The sequence below is a fragment of the Polaromonas eurypsychrophila genome, assembly GCF_014641715.1.
Lineage (GTDB): Bacteria > Pseudomonadota > Gammaproteobacteria > Burkholderiales > Burkholderiaceae_C > Polaromonas > Polaromonas eurypsychrophila.
Genome location: NZ_BMIG01000001.1, coordinates 198,837 through 214,329, shown reverse-complemented (window position 1 = coordinate 214,329; position 15,493 = coordinate 198,837). Strand labels below are relative to the sequence as shown.

The following is a 15,493-nucleotide window of genomic DNA, read 5'->3' as shown; positions in this document are numbered from 1 at the left end:
CGCTACCGCCCGAGAGGGCTTTCGCCGTTTTAAACGGTTCTGCACTGCTCATGAAAAACTCCTTAAAAACTGCTCGAGAATTATGCAGGCAGACGCCGCATCGGCATCGTTGGCGCCCTGGGACAGGGCTTCCGTGGTGCTGTAGCGTTCATCTACCTCAAACACCTGCAAGCCGAAGCGGCCCCGCAACTGGCGGGCAAACTTCAAGGCCCGTGCAGTGTTGTCATGGCTGGCGCCGTCAGGGTGGAAAGGGATGCCGATCACCAGGGCATCGGGCTGCCACTCCTTTATTTTCAGGGCGATGGCCGCAAAACGGGCATCCCCTTCGACGGCAATGCTACCTTGCGGCGTGGCGGTGCCCGTGAGCCGGTTACCGGTCGCCACGCCGGTGCGCTTGAGGCCAAAATCGAAAGCGAGAAATGTTTGCAGATTGGCAGCCATGACAGGCGAGGCCAATGTACTCATGCGTGGCCGGCCTCGGGCGACAGCATCCAGCTCTGCAGACCCAGCAGCAGCAAGGCCTGGTCATAACGCTGCTCGACCGGGGTATCGAAAATCAGCGACAGGTCGGCTTCAACGGTCAGCCAGCTGTTTTCGGAAATTTCGGACTCCAGCTGACCCTCGCCCCAGGAGGAATATCCCAGCGAGACAAACACCTTGCGCGGTCCGGCGCCAGTGGACAGCGCTTCCAGCACATCGCGGGAGGTGGTCATCTCCAATCCGCCCGGAATGGTCATGGTTGAGGCGTACACCGACTCGCTGCCCGCAAGCATGCATTCATGAAGCACAAAGCCGCGCTCGGTCTGCACCGGGCCGCCCTGGAAGACCGGGGATTCGGTCAAATCAGCGCGCCGCAGAGGCAAGGCGACCTTGTCGAACAGATTTTTCAGGTTGATGTCGCTGGGCTTGTTGATCACCAGCCCCAGCGCGCCACGGTCGCTGTGTTCGCACATATAGATCACACTTTTGGCGAAAGCCTCGTCGTCCAGACCGGGCATGGCAATCAGGAAGTGGTGGGTAAGATTGATCGGTGCAGAATCCATGGCCATGCCGTGATTTTACGCGCAGGGTGCTTTAACCGGCAGAAATATCGGCCTGCAGCACTGGAACGCCAGCGGCTGGCCTGCAAACTTCGCCATACAACAAGGTAAAGCCTCCGAACATGAGCAAACAATACGACACTGGCCTGATGTGGTTCCGCCGGGACCTGCGCTGCCAGGACAACGCAGCGCTGTACCACGCGTTGAAGGCATGTCGCCAAATCTTCTGCGTGTTCGTGCTGGACAGCGACATTCTCGACGCCCTGCCCCGTGCCGACCGCCGCATCGAATTCATCCGTGAGTCGCTGGTCGACCTTGCCGGGCAGTTACAGCAACTGGCGAGTCACCATGGCATCGCCGAGGCCGGTCTGGTCACGCTGCACGGCCGGGCTGGCCAAGCCCTGCCGGAACTGGCCCGGGCGCTTTCCATTAACGCCGTCTTTGCCAACCATGACGATGAGCCCCAGTCGCTGGCGCGGGACCAGCAGGTCGTCGAGGCCCTGGCGGCGTCTGGCATGGCTTTTCATAGCTTCAAAGACCATGTGATTTTTGAACGCCAGGAAGTGCTGACGCAGACCGGCAAGCCCTACAGCGTGTTCACACCCTATAAAAACGCCTGGCTTAAAAAAGTGGATGCGTTTTACCTGCGCGCCTATCCGGTGGAAAATCACAGCGCGGCGCTGGCGCCGGTTCCTGCGGCCTGGCGTGCAGCCGTGCCGGAGTTGGCTGCCTTCGGGTTTGAGTCGACCAATCTTGCGGCACTGAAAATTCCAGCCGGTAGCGCCGGCGGCAGGCTGCTGTTTGACGAGTTTGTATCCCGCATGGACCAATACCACGCCACCCGGAATTTCCCGGCCGTCAAAGGGCCGAGTTACCTGGGTGTGCATCTGCGCTTCGGCACGATATCCATCCGCGAGCTCGCGGCGACCGCCTTGCGCATGCAGCAAGGCGGCAGCGAGGGCGCCGCGGTCTGGCTTAGCGAGCTGATCTGGCGCGACTTTTACGCGCAGATCCTGAGCAACTTCCCGCGTGTGGCCACGGCCTCTTTCAAGCCGGAGTACGACGCCATCCAGTGGGAGCAGGGGCCGCACGCCCACGCACTTTTCCAGGCCTGGTGTGAAGGGCGTACCGGCTACCCGCTGGTTGACGCCGCGATGGCACAAATCAACCAGACCGGTTACATGCACAACCGGCTGCGCATGGTCACCGCGTGTTTTCTGATCAAGGACCTGGGCATCGACTGGCGCTGGGGCGAGGCCTATTTCGCCAGGCACCTCAACGATTTTGATCTGTCAGCCAACAACGGCGGCTGGCAGTGGGCGTCCAGCAGCGGCTGTGACGCACAGCCCTATTTCCGGATCTTCAACCCGGTAACGCAAAGCGAAAAGTTTGATGCCGGCGGCAAATTCATCCGAAAATACCTGCCGCAACTGGCCGGACTCACCGGAGCCTCGCTACACAGCCCTTGGCTGGCACGCCCCGTCGAACTGGCTGCCGCCGGTATTGAACTCGGCAGGAACTACCCGCTTCCGGTCGTGAAGCACGATGAGGCCAGGGCCTTGACGCTGTTGCGATATGCACCCGTGAAAAAGTCTACCTAAGCCCATGTCGCTATATTTTTTATAGCTGCTAGCCCATACCAGCTATGGGTTGGAGCTATTTTTTATTTCAAGCTGCAAGCTCGGTGCTGCAATAGTGGCGAATCAGGCTGAGCAACTCGTCTTCAGCGTAAGGCTTGCCGAGGTAGTGATCGACGCCCAGCTCTTTGGCATGTTCGCGGTGCTTCTCGGCAATCCGCGACGTGATCATGATGATGGGCAGGCTGCTCAGGCGCACGTCACCGCGAATGTTGCGTGCCAAGTCGAAGCCGTCCATGCGCGGCATCTCAATGTCCGACAGCACCACCGTAGGCCGTTCTTCCTGCAGCCGCTCCAGCGCCTGCAGGCCATCGGCCGCCATGGAAACGCGATACCCCTCGCGCTGCAGCAAGCGCTGGGTTACGCGCCTCACCGTGATGGAATCGTCCACCACCAGAATAAGCGGGATCTGCGGCGCCACCGGCATGGGCGAGGCTACGGCCAGGCGTGTACCGCCCACGTCACCGTCCGCAGACTGCTCCAGCATGTGCGGCTCGGCACTGTCGGAGCTCCAGCCTCGCGCCTGCTGTCCATACACGGTGGCCAGCGCCACCGGGTTGTAGATCAGCACAACCGCACCTGAAGCCAGCACTGACATGCCCGCCAAACCAGGCAGACGCGAAAGCTGAGGTCCGAGGTTCTTCACCACAACCTCTTGGTTGCCCAACACTTCGTCGACGTGCAAGGCGATCCGCTGGGCCGCGCTGCGGAAAATGACAACCGACGCGGTTTTGCCCTGCGGCTCGCTGCTGCGACGCGAGGCCTGCAGCAGGGCACCTGACCAGAAGAACGGAACGCTCTCGCCGGCAACGTCCAGCACGCCACTGTTATAGGCCTGCTGCAGATCCTTGGCGGAAATCCGGCGCACGGTTTCAACCACATTGGCAGGCACACCCACCGAAGAGCCGCCCGCGCGCAGCATCACCACCTGCGTCACAGCAGTGGTCAGCGGAAGGACCAGCTTGAAGTTGGTGCCCTTGCCCGCCACCGTGGTGGTTTCAATCCTGCCGCCCAGAGCATTGACCTCGGAGCGGACCACGTCCATGCCAATGCCACGTCCGGCGAGCTCGGTGACTTGCGTGGCGGTGGTAAAGCCGGGCATGAAAATCATGTTGGCGGCTTCGTCGTCGTCGATTTGCTGTCCCGGTGCAATCAGACCGGACGCCTGGGCCTTTTCGCGAATGCGCTGCAGATTCAGCCCGGCGCCATCGTCACGGAACTCGACAGACACGTCGTTGCCTGATTGCTGCACGCTCACGGTGATCAGGCCGGAAGCATCCTTGCCGGTGCCGGTGCGGGCCCCAGGGTCCTCAATGCCGTGGGCCACGCAATTGCGCAGCAAATGTTCAAACGCCGGCGTCATGCGGTCCAGCATGCCGCGGTCCATCTCAATGGTGCCACCTTGCAGATCCAGACGCACTTGCTTGCCGGTTTCCTTCGAAGCCTGCCGAACCACGCGGTACAAGCGCTCAGAAATGCCCTCGAACTCCACCATGCGGGTGCGCAGCAAGTCGCGCTGCAACTCCCGCGTCTGACGCGCCTGGGCAATCAAATCGTCCTCGGTCGCTTCAACAGTGCGCTGCAGCGTGCGCTGCACGGTTGCTACGTCATTGACAGACTCGGCCATCATGCGTGTCAGTTCCTGCACGCGGGTGAAACGGTCGAACTCCAGCGGGTCAAATCCAAGCTGCGCTTCCTTGGCCTGCTGCAAGCGCGACTGCATCTGGGTTTCGGAGTGCAGTTCCACGTCGCGCAATTGCGAACGCAAGCGATTCAAGTTGCCACTCAAATCATTGAGCGAGCCGCGCAACTGGTTGAGCTCAGCCTCCAGACGGGAGCGTGTGATCATGACCTCGCCGGCCTGGTTGACCATGCGGTCCAGCAGTTGAGAACGCACGCGGATGGACCCAGAAGCAGACGGACGCAAAGGTTGCAGGGCCGTCGCCTGGGCCATGGACATCATGACCTTGCGGCCACCGGCCGGCGCCAGGGCTGTGCCCTGCGCGTTTTCCAGCGCTTCAGGACCATCGCCTGCGGCCGGCTGCAACAAAGGCTGCAGCGGTTCAAATGTTTCGGACGTGCCGGGATGTCGCAAGGCCTCAAAGTTCGCCTGCATGGCATCAAACGTCGCCAGCAAGGTGTCAAAGTTCTGCGAAGCAGCGGCGTCGGAGCCCATATGCTCAATGTCCGACTCGATGCGGTGGGACATCTCCCCCAGGCGCATCGCCCCTGCCAGCCTGGCACTGCCCTTGAGGGTATGCAAGGCGCGCAAGACCTCATTTCGTGCGCCCAGATTATCGGGACGAGCGGACCACTGCCGCAAGGCCGCGCCCAGTTGCGGCATCAGCTCAGCACCTTCTTCCTCAAAAATCGGAAACAGGTCGGGATCAATCGCGTCAACCGCGTCGAACTCATCGTCCAGGTCTTCATTGAAAATGGCAGGAACGAAAGACTGCGCGACAGCGACCACCGGAGCGAAAGCAGGTGGCGGTGGCGGTGAAGGCGAAGATGGAAGAACGACCTCGAAAGACGTTGGTTCTGGAGGCGCTGCAGACACGAAAACGGGCGCACTTGTCACTGCCTTGATAACGAATCTGGCGGCAGGTGCTACCGGCACAGTTGATGGCGGTGCTGACGCGATCGACGCCACGGATTGGACCACAGGCTGAGTGGGGTGTCCGCCAGACCGGACAGCCAGGCTGGCGGCAACCGGCGCCGGGTCGCTGACAGGGTCTGAAAAATCGATTTCGCGAAGGGCTTGAAGGATTCGCGGGTCCGACTGCTTGAGGAAACCGGCCGCAAACTGGTGCAACAGACGCCGAATGTCTTCAGCGGCATCAATGAACAATTGATCGTGCCTGTTACCGCCATGTCCCTGCTGAATTTGCGACTGCTGAAGCGCATGCTCGAGCGCGCGCGCCATTTCGGAGAGCGCGTCAAAGCCCACCGTGGAGGAACTGCCCGCCAGTGAATGGGTGAGCGCCAGGGCCGAATCACCAATGGACTGCCCCCGCTCCATCGTCCATTCCGTGACTTCAGTCACCAGGCGGCGGGACCATTCATCGGCCTCATTCAGATACACGTTGTAAAGCGGGATGCCAATGCGCAGCGAGCCGATCACCTTGATCTGCTCGTCCCCGCTCAAGTCCAGGGACAAGGGCTCGGCCAGGTCGTCCAAAGGCGCAGGAATTTCGAATTCAATGTCCAGTTCTGATGACGCAACGATGGGCGCCGGCTCAACCACCATCTCGGGAACAAAATCAAAAACATCGTCCACCTGAACTTGCGACGCCTCGGGCAAGGCATTGGTCACTGGAAGGGGATCGGGTTGCGAACTTGTGGAATTTAGGAAATGGGCGTCAAAATCAGTCGTCGATAGTTCAAGCGAATTGGCCTCCGTCGCCAGCGTCGGGGCTGAGGCTTGGCCAAGATCCAGTTCGAACATGCTCGCAGCGGACGCCGGTCCCGCAGCCGGTGCATCGACGCCCAGTCCCGACAAGGCTGACAAACTGTCGAAGTCAATGCCCTGGATATCGGCCAGCGGCTGCTCCGACGGCATGGCAGCAGGGGCGACGGGGGACAGGTCATTCAACGAGAAGTCGAAGTCAAAATCGGATGGTGCTTGAGCCACCGGCATATCGGGGCCGGGCCGTGAAAGATCCGCATCGGATCCAGTTCGCTCCGGCATTACGATGGCGTTGAAATGCCCTTCCGTTCGCATGGCATCGGCGCTCGCGCGAAACGGCCCAGATTTCCATTGAGCATCGCGGTTGGCTGCGATATCGTCGATCCAGACAACAAATCCATCCATGGCCTGAACGCACAAGGCCTGAAACGAGTCGTTCGACGATTTTTGCTCAGCAAGCCAGCCATTAAGTAGCTGCTCCATCGACCAAGCCGCCTCGCCAAACTCGTTAAGCCCGACCATGCGGGAACTGCCCTTGAGTGTGTGAAAGGCGCGGCGCAGTATCGTCAGTTCGCCAATATCCCCGGGTTGGTTGTTCAGAGCCGAAATAGCGCCTTGCGCTTGCCCGGCAACCTCGCGTGCTTCCTCCAGAAAAATATCGCGCAAGTCGTCTTCTTCAAAATTTTCCTCACTGACTGGCGCAGCAAAGGGCATGGCCGCCTGCGCAGTGGCCGCCACCAAATCGGTCAATGAACCGGAAGCGGCCTGGGTATTTCCGGCAACGGCCATCGCAGCGTCTCGCGCGGTTTGTGCCAAGCCCGGCTGATCCGCCAATGCCGCATGGGTCGCAAGAACATCAAGCTTGACGCTCAGATTTGCCGCCGAAATTCCTGCCTCCGCATCCTGTACAACGGACAGCACTTCCTGAGAAAGTTCGCTGTGCGCCGTCGCTGCGGCCGCATCAGGCGGTGCTTGGCTGCGCCCCATCAATGGTTTGAGTTCGCCTTTAACTTCATCGTAAACAAAAAGTTTTTTGGCCAACGCAGGTTGGTAATTGAGCATATCAATCAGGAAGCTCAGGGCGCCCAGGTTGTTACCCAACTGGTCAAACGTCCCTGCCGAACGGGCCAGTTGCTCATCAACTTCAGTCACCAGCATCTGTTCCACGCTGTCGCGCATGCGCAGCACGGCGTGAGAGGCCTGATCGAGCCCCAGAACCGACAACACACCCCGCATCTGCGATAACTGCCCAGGCACCGCCACCAGAACAGCTTTCTCCTGCGGATTCCGGAAAAACAGGTCCAGCGATTTTTCGAGTTCGCTCAGAGAGATGCGCAACTCGCCCACCACACTGCCCATGGTCTGTTTGTCGCTGACGTGGCGATAAAGCTCTTCCATCCAGGGCTCAAGTGGCTGAGCTTTGCCGCCGCTACGCACACCTTCGAGCCGCTCCGCCAATCGGGCTGTCCGGACAGTCAATTGCGGGTCATTGGGATCGAGGTCATCAAAGGCCGCTTCCAGGTACAGAACGGCTGTCGCCGCTTCAAGAGCCAGCTCGATGGGCGGCGCCTGCCCGGAGCGTACCGTCGTCTCGATCACACGCGTCAGCGCCAGCGCGAGCGGCTCGCTGGGAGGATGCAGCTTGACCAGCGAATCCGTTACCAGACTGAATTGGTCGGCCAGCGTTTTGAACTTGCCAAGTTCACCGGCGCTCAGTGATGACCAGGTTTCCTTGGCCGAGACAATGCGCTTGCGGGCTTGCGCCAACAACGCCGGGTCAAAGCGGCCAAATTGCACCGCCTCATAGTCCACCGGCTTGAAACGGTCCAGTCCATAACTCGCACGGACCGCCGACAGCACCGGAGCACCGCTGGCAGGGTTGGCGACCGCCTGCGAGCAGAAAAATAACAAATCCTGTACCAGCCGGTCCGAAGCGTTGGTACTGCCTTTGGCAAACGACGCGTATTGCAACAGGATCCGCGAAGCCGCGCGCTTGACGTAAATATCGACACGCAGGAGGCCATGCGACAAAGCCTCAAAATAACCAGCCGCGATTTTCCAGAACACGCGGGGCTCGCCGCCCGGCTGCGCCTTGGCAAAACCCAGGCACATATCCCTGAAGCTTTGCGCCGCCTGCGCGTCACCGGTGCGCATGATTTTCAGGATCAGCTGATCCAGCAACTGTCTGGACGCTTCGTCGTAAGCCCGCGCGTTGATTGACAAATCCGTGACCGGCTCAATCCAGCGCAATTCGAATAGCCAGAGATCAGCGGGATGGATGCGATCAGCCCCTACCAAGCCTTGTACATCACGGTACTGCGGAAACAGGGAGACGGCGGACACCGGTCTGTCGGCCAGGACACCTTCGAGATATTCCGACAAGGCAAAACTTGCGAGCTCAACTTTGGCAGCTGCGTCCTGGCTGCATTGCTCGGGACGCTGGATAAATCGTTGCACTGCCGCTTCCATGGCACGCAACACCAGCGCGGGCGCGCCCAAACCCACCATCTCAAGCGCACCCACGGCCTGATGCAACTGCTGACGCGCAATACGCAACTGGCTGGCATCCAGCGCGGCAAGGTCAGAACCCCGCGCCAATTCTGCATCCCGCACAAAGCGCTTTAGGGCCTTGGCAGAGCCATCCAGCGACTTCCGCAGTTCGTCCAATACCCAGGCCAGTGGGCCCAGGTCATTGACAGCCAAATCAAGTTCAGCGGCTGTTGAGTTCAGGGCGTTCGATTGCATAAATGGCAGGCCGGTTCATAAATCGGAGTTCACGGACAAGGACGATGCAACCTGCCATCAAGCAATCTTGAATCGCGACACAGACTGCCGCAACTCTTCCGCCATGCGCGACAGATCACGCACCTGCTGTGCCGTCGAACGTGTACCCTCTCCGGTCTGCTCGGTCACTGCAAAAATGTGCTGGATGTTGCCGGCCACGACGTTGGCCGATTCGGCTTCGCGGGATGCGGAACTGGAAATCTGCTCAATCAGGTCAGCCAGCCGGCGCGACACCTGGTCAATTTCAGTCAGTGCGGTACCCGCGCTGTCGGACAGCTTGGCCCCTTCGACCACACCCTGCGTGGAGCGTTCCATGGCGGCAACCGCATCCTGGGTGTCGGTCTGAATCGCCTTCACCAGCGCAGAAATCTGGCGCGTCGCATCTGCCGAACGCTCGGCCAGACGCTGCACCTCCTCGGCCACCACCGAAAAGCCTCGCCCAGCTTCACCAGCAGACGCGGCCTGAATGGCGGCATTGAGCGCGAGCACATTGGTCTGCTCGGTAATGTCTGAAATCAGTTCGGTAATTTCACCAATCTCCTGGGAAGATTCACCCAGACGTTTGATCCGTTTTGAGGTTTCCTGAATCTGGTCTCGGATCGAGTTCATACCGCCGATCGCGTTCTGCACCGCCTGCAATCCGGATTCGGCAGCGGTCAGTGACTGACGCGCCACCTGGGAGGATTCCTGAGCCTGGGTGGACACCTGGTTGATTCGGGTCGCCATGTCAAGCACCGATTGGCCGGTTTCACGAATTTCGCGCAATTGCTCGGTTGAAGCTGCCAGCAGCTCGGTCGAGGTACTTTCCACCTGCGCTGTGGTTTGTGCCACCCGGGTCGCCGTGTTTTGCACGTTACCAACCAGCTGTCGCAACTCTTCCACCGTGTAGTTCACCGAGTCAGCAATGGCGCCGGTAATGTCTTCGGTCACTGTCGCCTCCTGGGTCAAATCACCCTCGGCCACTGTCTGCAACTCATTCATCAATCGCAAAATGGCTGCCTGGTTGGCGTCATTGACACGTTTGGCGTCCTGCTCCTGGCCCTTGGCTTCCAGCCGTTGACCCTCGGCAACACCTTGACGCTGCCGGCTGTCCAGCACCTGCAAACGGGCCAGGCCCGCCGCGCATAGCAACGCAAATGCCGCCGCCACTGCCAGCGTAGTCAGGGCGCCAACACCCAGGCCGGTCTGCGATGACAGCTTGCCCTGGATGTCTTCCAATCCGCGGCGCAAGGGCTCGCTGTCAGAAATAATCGACGCCTGCGCCTCGCGCGCGGAGACCAGCCCCTGCAAGTTGCCCAGGATGGCACCGGCCTGCACCCGCGTCTGCTCATACAGCGCCATCAAGGCCTCAAGCCGCTCGCGTGTCTGCGGGTCCTTGGAGCCCGTCAAACGCAACTCGGGGCTGCCTTCCTGCAGGCCCTGGGCGATCTCCTTGAACGAGTTCAAGTCCTTACCGAGCAGGAAAACAGCCTCGGGGCTCACGCCTTCCATGGTAAGGAATTCATTGGCTGATTTACCAATACGCTGCGTCAACATCACTAGCTGGCCGGCCGCAGAGATTTCTGCGGGAGCCGCATTCTGCTGAAGCTTGAGAGAAGAAACGGTTTCGGCAATTTCCAGCAGGTCTGACGACTGCCGGTTGATGGTGCGCAACGCGTTACCCACCTGGGTCAAAATCGCTTGCTGACTCATCACCGTTGACGCGTTCTTTTCAGCGCGCTCCATGAGCGGCGTCACGGTATCTACATCGGGCTGCAATTCGGGAGAAACAGGCTCAAGACGCAGTGACGTTTCACCGGCTTTCAGGCCGCGAACGGTTTTGGCCAGCACATCGGAGCTTTCCTTCACATCCGGGAAAGCCTGCGCACTGCCCACCAGGGCCTGCGAAACCGACTTGGCAAGACGCTGCGACTGCATTAGCGACTGCCCGGTGGCGGCCACCTGTTGCGCCACCTGATCCGCCTGATTCAGCGCAACAAAAGTCACAGCACCCAGCACGATCACCGCAAAACCCAACAACACCACCAACACCTGCTGGTGCGCGCCCATACGCCGGCGACCCAAAACCGGGAGCGACAACAACTCGCCGTCTTCGGACCTGTCGTCGTCGTTCTGGCTTTCAGGCCCGGTGCTGTCTTCTCCCTGCTGCGCTGCAGCCATAACGCTCGGCGAATTCATGGCACTCGTCGCGAGCGGATCGACCGACATGTCGAGCGAAACATCATCCATGCTGTCCTGGGATGCAGCGGGCTTTGTTTTGAATAGCTTCTGGATATTTTCAATGACAGACATGATGAGCCTTCCGGGGGAAAAAACTGAAAGCGCTAGGCGCTGATGGTCAAAAAATGGGCTTGCTGCGCGAGCGACTGCAGGTTGATCTCCTGCCAGGTGGCGCCGCTGGCATCAACATAACTGTGGCCAAAAAATTCCGGCGCTTCGGGCGACTTTTCGGCGAAGTCTGTAAACGCTTCCGGATTACGCAAGCCGGACAGCTTGTCGATCTGCAGCGCGCAATTGACCTCAAGCGCACTGTTGAGCGCGACCAGCCGGGACTCCGTGCGCGCCATTTCATTGCGCGGAGGCGGGATTTTGCCAGTGACAAAACTTGCCAGATCGACAATGCCGTACAAACCACCACGCAAATTGGCAACCCCGGCAAACCAGGTCTGGGTATAAGGCACGTTTTGCGCACTGACCCAGGGGAAAATTTCCCCAGACTGGTTCAGGGGAAACAGGTATTTGTCGCCTCCCGCCTCCACCGCCAGCCAGGAAGCAGAAACACCCTGCGTTTTTGCGGCTTGCAGCCTGTCGGCCAGGCGGCTTTGCAGTTCTCTAAGTGCTTGTCGGTTGGCCATGCTTTAGTGATGTCGGTGAAGCGTCAGCCCAGCGCCTTGATTTTCGCCATCAAGTCCTCGGCATCCACCGGTTTGGTGATGTAGTCCTTGGCGCCCTGGCGCATGCCCCAGACACGGTCAGTTTCCTGGTTTTTGCTGGTACACATGATGATGGGGACATCGGCATACAAGGGATCCCGCGTGATGGCGCGCGTCAACTGAAAGCCATTTTGCCCAGGCATCACCACGTCCATCAGGATCAGGTCAGGTTTTTCCTCGGCAAGCCGACGAAATGCATCTTCGGCGTTCTCAGCGGTTTTCACCGAAAAACCGTTCTTGCCGAGCAGATCGGTCATGAACATCAGTTCCGTTTTGGAATCGTCCACGATAAGAATTTTTTTGATTGCCATTACGCTACTCCTTGTTTTGCACTACCCAGCTCCTGCACGGTCTGCAGCAACTGGTCTTTGGTAAACGGCTTGGTCAGGTAGTCTTGAGAACCGACCATCCTCCCCCTCGCCTTATCGAAAACGCCGTCTTTTGAGGACAGCATCACAATCGGTACGGTTGAAAATTTCGGGTTGCGCTTGATGATCGCGCAGGTCTGATAGCCATCCAGACGCGGCATCAAAATATCGCAAAAAATCAGATCCGGCAGGTAGTCGTTGACTTTGGAGAGGGCATCAAAACCATCTTCAGCCAACAGCACCTCGTGGCCGCCTTGCTTCAGGAATATCTCTGCGCTGCGCCGAATGGTGTTGCTGTCGTCAATGACCAACACCTTGAGCCCTGAACTGGGAATACTCACTGAATGTGCTCCTTATGACACGTAGCCGACAGACAGTCGTCCGCTGCGTGCTTGTTTAGACAACCGACATGGTCATTCAGATTTGAACCATTTCAAAGTCTTCTTTTCTAGCCCCGCATTCGGGACAGGTCCAGTTCATTGGAATCTGGGCCCACGGCGTGCCTGCCGCAATACCGTGTTCCGGCGCTCCCGTCGCTTCGTCGTAAATCCACCCACAGATTAAACACATCCAGGTCATTGTTTGAGTCACAGCTTAAGTTGCCTTCGAATAGAATGCAACAATTGTATCGAGGCGGCGTTGCTTATTCGCGTACAGGTCAAAATCCAGCTTATGGCAAACCCCAACCCACCTCCTCTGAACAGTCCGCAAATGGAAACAGAGGACGGCGATACAGCCCCCGCCTGCGTGATGACTTTTAATGCCAACGACCCCAGTGGTGCGGGTGGCTTGACGGCCGACATCAGCGCTATCATATCGGCCGGAGCGCACGCGCTGGCAGTCGTTACAGGCGCCTATGTGCGCGACACCGCCGAGATTTTCGATCACATCTCCTTCGACGAAGAGGCCGTCACCGAGCAAGCGCGCACTGCGCTTGAAGACATGCCCGTCAGCGCCATCAAGGTCGGCTTTGTCGGCAACCCGGAAAACATCAGCGCCATCGCGGAAATTGCATCCGACTATGCCGATGTACCCCTTATCGCCTACATGCCCAACCTGTCATGGTGGAACGAAGAGGCCATCGACAATTATCTCGACGCCTTTCGCGAACTGTTGCTGCCACAGACTACCGTGCTGGTAGGCAACCACAGCAGCTTGTGGCGCTGGCTGCTGCCGGACTGGGCCGGCGACAAAAGCCCATCGGCGCGCGATGTCGCCAAGGCTGCGGCCGAATTCGGTGTGCCCTACACCCTGGTCACCGGCATCCCCCTGCCCGATCAGTTCATTGACAACGTGCTGGCCACGCCGCAGGCCGTGCTCTACAGCGAAAAGTTCGAGCGTTTTGAGGCCGTGTTTGCCGGGGCTGGCGATACGCTGACCGCCGCCGTCACGGCACTGCTGGCCAACGGGCACAACCTGCAGGCCGCCACCAGCGAAGCCCTGGCCTACCTTGATCACAGCCTGGACGCCGGTTTCCACCCCGGCATGGGCCATATCGTGCCCGACCGCATGTTCTGGGCCCAGACAGACGACACCCCTATCGAAGACGATGACGATGGGGATGAAGCCTCCAGCGCTAACACAGTCCCCGCTCTGCCCTCCTTTGACCTACCCCCCAATGGCACCAAGCACTAATTCAAATATTTCCTCAGATACATCCCGAAATACCGTCCTGTTTGAACGCGCCCGGGCGCTGATTCCCGGCGGCGTCAATTCCCCAGTGCGCGCCTTCAAGGCCGTAGGCGGCACGCCACGCTTTGTGCAACGCGCGCAGGGAGCCTACTTTTGGGATGCCGATGGTAAACGCTATATCGACTACATCGGCTCCTGGGGCCCCATGATCCTGGGGCACGGTCATCCCCCCGTGGTTGAAGCCGTTCAGAAAGCGGTGCTGGAAGGCTTCTCATACGGCGCCCCGACCGAGCGCGAAGTCGAGCTGGCCGAAGAAATCGTCAAGCTGGTGCCCTCCATCGAGATGCTGCGCCTCGTCAGTTCCGGCACTGAGGCCAGCATGAGCGCCATCCGCCTCGCGCGCGGCGCCACCGGCCGCAGCAAGATCATCAAGTTCGAGGGCTGCTACCACGGCCATGCCGATGCCTTGCTGGTCAAGGCCGGCTCCGGCTTGGCCACCTTCGGCAACCCGACCAGCGCCGGCGTGCCACCCGAAGTGGTGCAGCACACACTGGTGCTCGAATACAACCACATCGCACAGCTCGAAGAAGCCTTCGCCCTGCACGGCAGCAACACAGCCTGCCTGATCATTGAGCCGATTGCCGGCAACATGAACTTTGTGCGGGCCAGCGTGCCTTTCATGAAACGCTGCCGGGAGCTTTGCACCCAGCACGGCGTGTTGCTGGTATTTGATGAAGTGATGACGGGGTTCCGCGTCGCGCTCGGCGGCGCGCAAAGCGTTTACGCAAGGAGCATTCCCGGCTTCAAGCCCGACATGACGGTACTGGGCAAGGTCATAGGCGGTGGCATGCCACTGGCCGCTTTCGGCGGCACCCGCGCCGTCATGGAGCAACTTGCACCGCTTGGCCCGGTTTACCAGGCCGGCACGCTGTCAGGCAACCCGGTGGCTACCGCCTGTGGCCTGGCCACGTTGCGCGAGATTTCCAAACCCGGGTTTTATGAAGCTCTGGGCGAACGCACCCGCAGCCTGGTCAGCGGACTGACCCGCGTCGCCGCACAGGCGGGCATACCCTTTTGTGGCGACAGCGAGGGCGGCATGTTCGGCTTTTTCCTGATGGAAAAGCTGCCGCAAAACTACGCCACGGTCATGACGACCGACAGCCCGGCCTTCAACCGGTTTTTCCATGCCATGCTGGACAAGGGTGTGTACTACGCCCCGGCCTTGTATGAAGCGGGTTTTGTCAGTTCGGCGCACACGGCGGAAGACATCGAAGCAACTGTCGAGGCGGCTGCGCAGTTTTTTGCGGGCCGCTGAGCTTTTACAAGCGTCACGCTGCGTTCCTGTCTTGCCCGGGATAGTAGTAGCGACTCCCCACTCCCACCCCTAGCCCCTCCCTCGCCCCGCTGGGCGATGGAGGGGGACTTCATTTGGCCGCGTGTGCTGCGCTCGCGTGCATGACTGACAGTCTCTGGGAAGTCCCGACGAAGACGCGCTTTGCGCGTCTTCGTCTCCGGAGTTTTGCATTCGGTATCTGGAATTGGTTTTCTCTACCCCACCCGTCGGGCTGGGCCGAGGAGCGCAGCCGAAAACGGATCAGGGCGAGCGATTGTTTGAGCCGAAGGCGAGTTCGAGCTCGACCCCGTTTTCGGCGAGCACCGCAGGTTGCCCGCAGCGAAGCGGAGGGACCCGGAC

General features: G+C 59.8%; 11 protein-coding genes. 3 read left to right on the top strand and 8 right to left on the bottom strand.

The features are described from left to right. Positions 1 to 48: 48 nt before the first annotated feature. On the bottom strand, positions 49 to 465 hold the full coding sequence (ruvX, locus tag IEX16_RS01030) for a Holliday junction resolvase RuvX (RefSeq protein WP_188705715.1): 417 nt from the start codon (positions 463 to 465) through the stop codon (positions 49 to 51). Next, positions 462 to 1,049, bottom strand: a complete 588-nt coding sequence (locus IEX16_RS01025; RefSeq protein ID WP_188705713.1) for a YqgE/AlgH family protein — start codon at positions 1,047 to 1,049, stop codon at positions 462 to 464. Before IEX16_RS01025 ends, ruvX begins: the two co-directional genes overlap by 4 nt. Before the next feature lie 113 nt (positions 1,050 to 1,162). Here IEX16_RS01025 and IEX16_RS01020 point away from each other — a divergent pair, with 113 nt between their 5' ends. After that, entirely contained in the window at positions 1,163 to 2,641 is a 1,479-nt protein-coding gene (locus IEX16_RS01020) for a cryptochrome/photolyase family protein (protein ID WP_188705711.1), read from the top strand. Between the two features lie 67 nt (positions 2,642 to 2,708). Here IEX16_RS01020 and IEX16_RS01015 read toward each other — a convergent pair whose 3' ends face one another. The 6 genes from IEX16_RS01015 to IEX16_RS00990 all read right to left on the bottom strand — a co-directional run bounded on the left by IEX16_RS01015 (position 2,709) and on the right by IEX16_RS00990 (position 12,759). Continuing rightward, on the bottom strand, positions 2,709 to 8,828 hold the full coding sequence (locus IEX16_RS01015; protein ID WP_188705709.1) for a hybrid sensor histidine kinase/response regulator: 6,120 nt from the start codon (positions 8,826 to 8,828) through the stop codon (positions 2,709 to 2,711). A gap of 57 nt (positions 8,829 to 8,885) precedes the next feature. Next, positions 8,886 to 11,159 carry a methyl-accepting chemotaxis protein gene (locus IEX16_RS01010; protein ID WP_188705707.1) on the bottom strand — a complete coding sequence of 758 codons (2,274 nt, stop codon included), beginning with the start codon at positions 11,157 to 11,159 and terminating at the stop codon, positions 8,886 to 8,888. 32 nt (positions 11,160 to 11,191) lie between these two features. Continuing rightward, on the bottom strand, positions 11,192 to 11,722 hold the full coding sequence (locus tag IEX16_RS01005) for a chemotaxis protein CheW (protein WP_188705705.1): 531 nt from the start codon (positions 11,720 to 11,722) through the stop codon (positions 11,192 to 11,194). Positions 11,723 to 11,745: 23 nt separating this feature from the next. Next, positions 11,746 to 12,111, bottom strand: a complete 366-nt coding sequence (locus IEX16_RS01000; protein ID WP_188705702.1) for a response regulator transcription factor — start codon at positions 12,109 to 12,111, stop codon at positions 11,746 to 11,748. After that, entirely contained in the window at positions 12,111 to 12,509 is a 399-nt protein-coding gene (locus tag IEX16_RS00995; protein WP_188705700.1) for a response regulator, read from the bottom strand. The genes IEX16_RS01000 and IEX16_RS00995 overlap by 1 nt, the downstream gene beginning before the upstream one ends. A 76-nt stretch (positions 12,510 to 12,585) precedes the next feature. Then, complete coding sequence (locus IEX16_RS00990) at positions 12,586 to 12,759, bottom strand: rubredoxin (protein ID WP_308421315.1); 174 nt, start codon at positions 12,757 to 12,759, stop codon at positions 12,586 to 12,588. 81 nt (positions 12,760 to 12,840) lie between these two features. Here IEX16_RS00990 and thiD point away from each other — a divergent pair, with 81 nt between their 5' ends. Together thiD and hemL are read left to right on the top strand one after the other, a co-directional pair. Then, positions 12,841 to 13,803: a bifunctional hydroxymethylpyrimidine kinase/phosphomethylpyrimidine kinase gene (thiD, locus tag IEX16_RS00985; RefSeq protein WP_188705698.1), complete on the top strand. Its 963-nt coding sequence runs from the start codon at positions 12,841 to 12,843 to the stop codon at positions 13,801 to 13,803. Further along, positions 13,787 to 15,115 (top strand): glutamate-1-semialdehyde 2,1-aminomutase, encoded by a 1,329-nt coding sequence (gene hemL / locus IEX16_RS00980; protein WP_188705696.1) that lies wholly within the window; start codon positions 13,787 to 13,789, stop codon positions 15,113 to 15,115. Before thiD ends, hemL begins: the two co-directional genes overlap by 17 nt. Positions 15,116 to 15,493: the final 378 nt, after the last annotated feature.

Coding starts and splice junctions, on each gene's coding strand:
- ruvX (WP_188705715.1), bottom strand. CDS start 465: ATGAGTACATTGGCCTCGCCTGTCATGGCTGCCAATCTGCAAACATTT.
- IEX16_RS01025 (WP_188705713.1), bottom strand. CDS start 1,049: ATGGCCATGGATTCTGCACCGATCAATCTTACCCACCACTTCCTGATT.
- IEX16_RS01020 (WP_188705711.1), top strand. CDS start 1,163: ATGAGCAAACAATACGACACTGGCCTGATGTGGTTCCGCCGGGACCTG.
- IEX16_RS01015 (WP_188705709.1), bottom strand. CDS start 8,828: ATGCAATCGAACGCCCTGAACTCAACAGCCGCTGAACTTGATTTGGCT.
- IEX16_RS01010 (WP_188705707.1), bottom strand. CDS start 11,159: ATGTCTGTCATTGAAAATATCCAGAAGCTATTCAAAACAAAGCCCGCT.
- IEX16_RS01005 (WP_188705705.1), bottom strand. CDS start 11,722: ATGGCCAACCGACAAGCACTTAGAGAACTGCAAAGCCGCCTGGCCGAC.
- IEX16_RS01000 (WP_188705702.1), bottom strand. CDS start 12,111: ATGGCAATCAAAAAAATTCTTATCGTGGACGATTCCAAAACGGAACTG.
- thiD (WP_188705698.1), top strand. CDS start 12,841: ATGGCAAACCCCAACCCACCTCCTCTGAACAGTCCGCAAATGGAAACA.
- hemL (WP_188705696.1), top strand. CDS start 13,787: ATGGCACCAAGCACTAATTCAAATATTTCCTCAGATACATCCCGAAAT.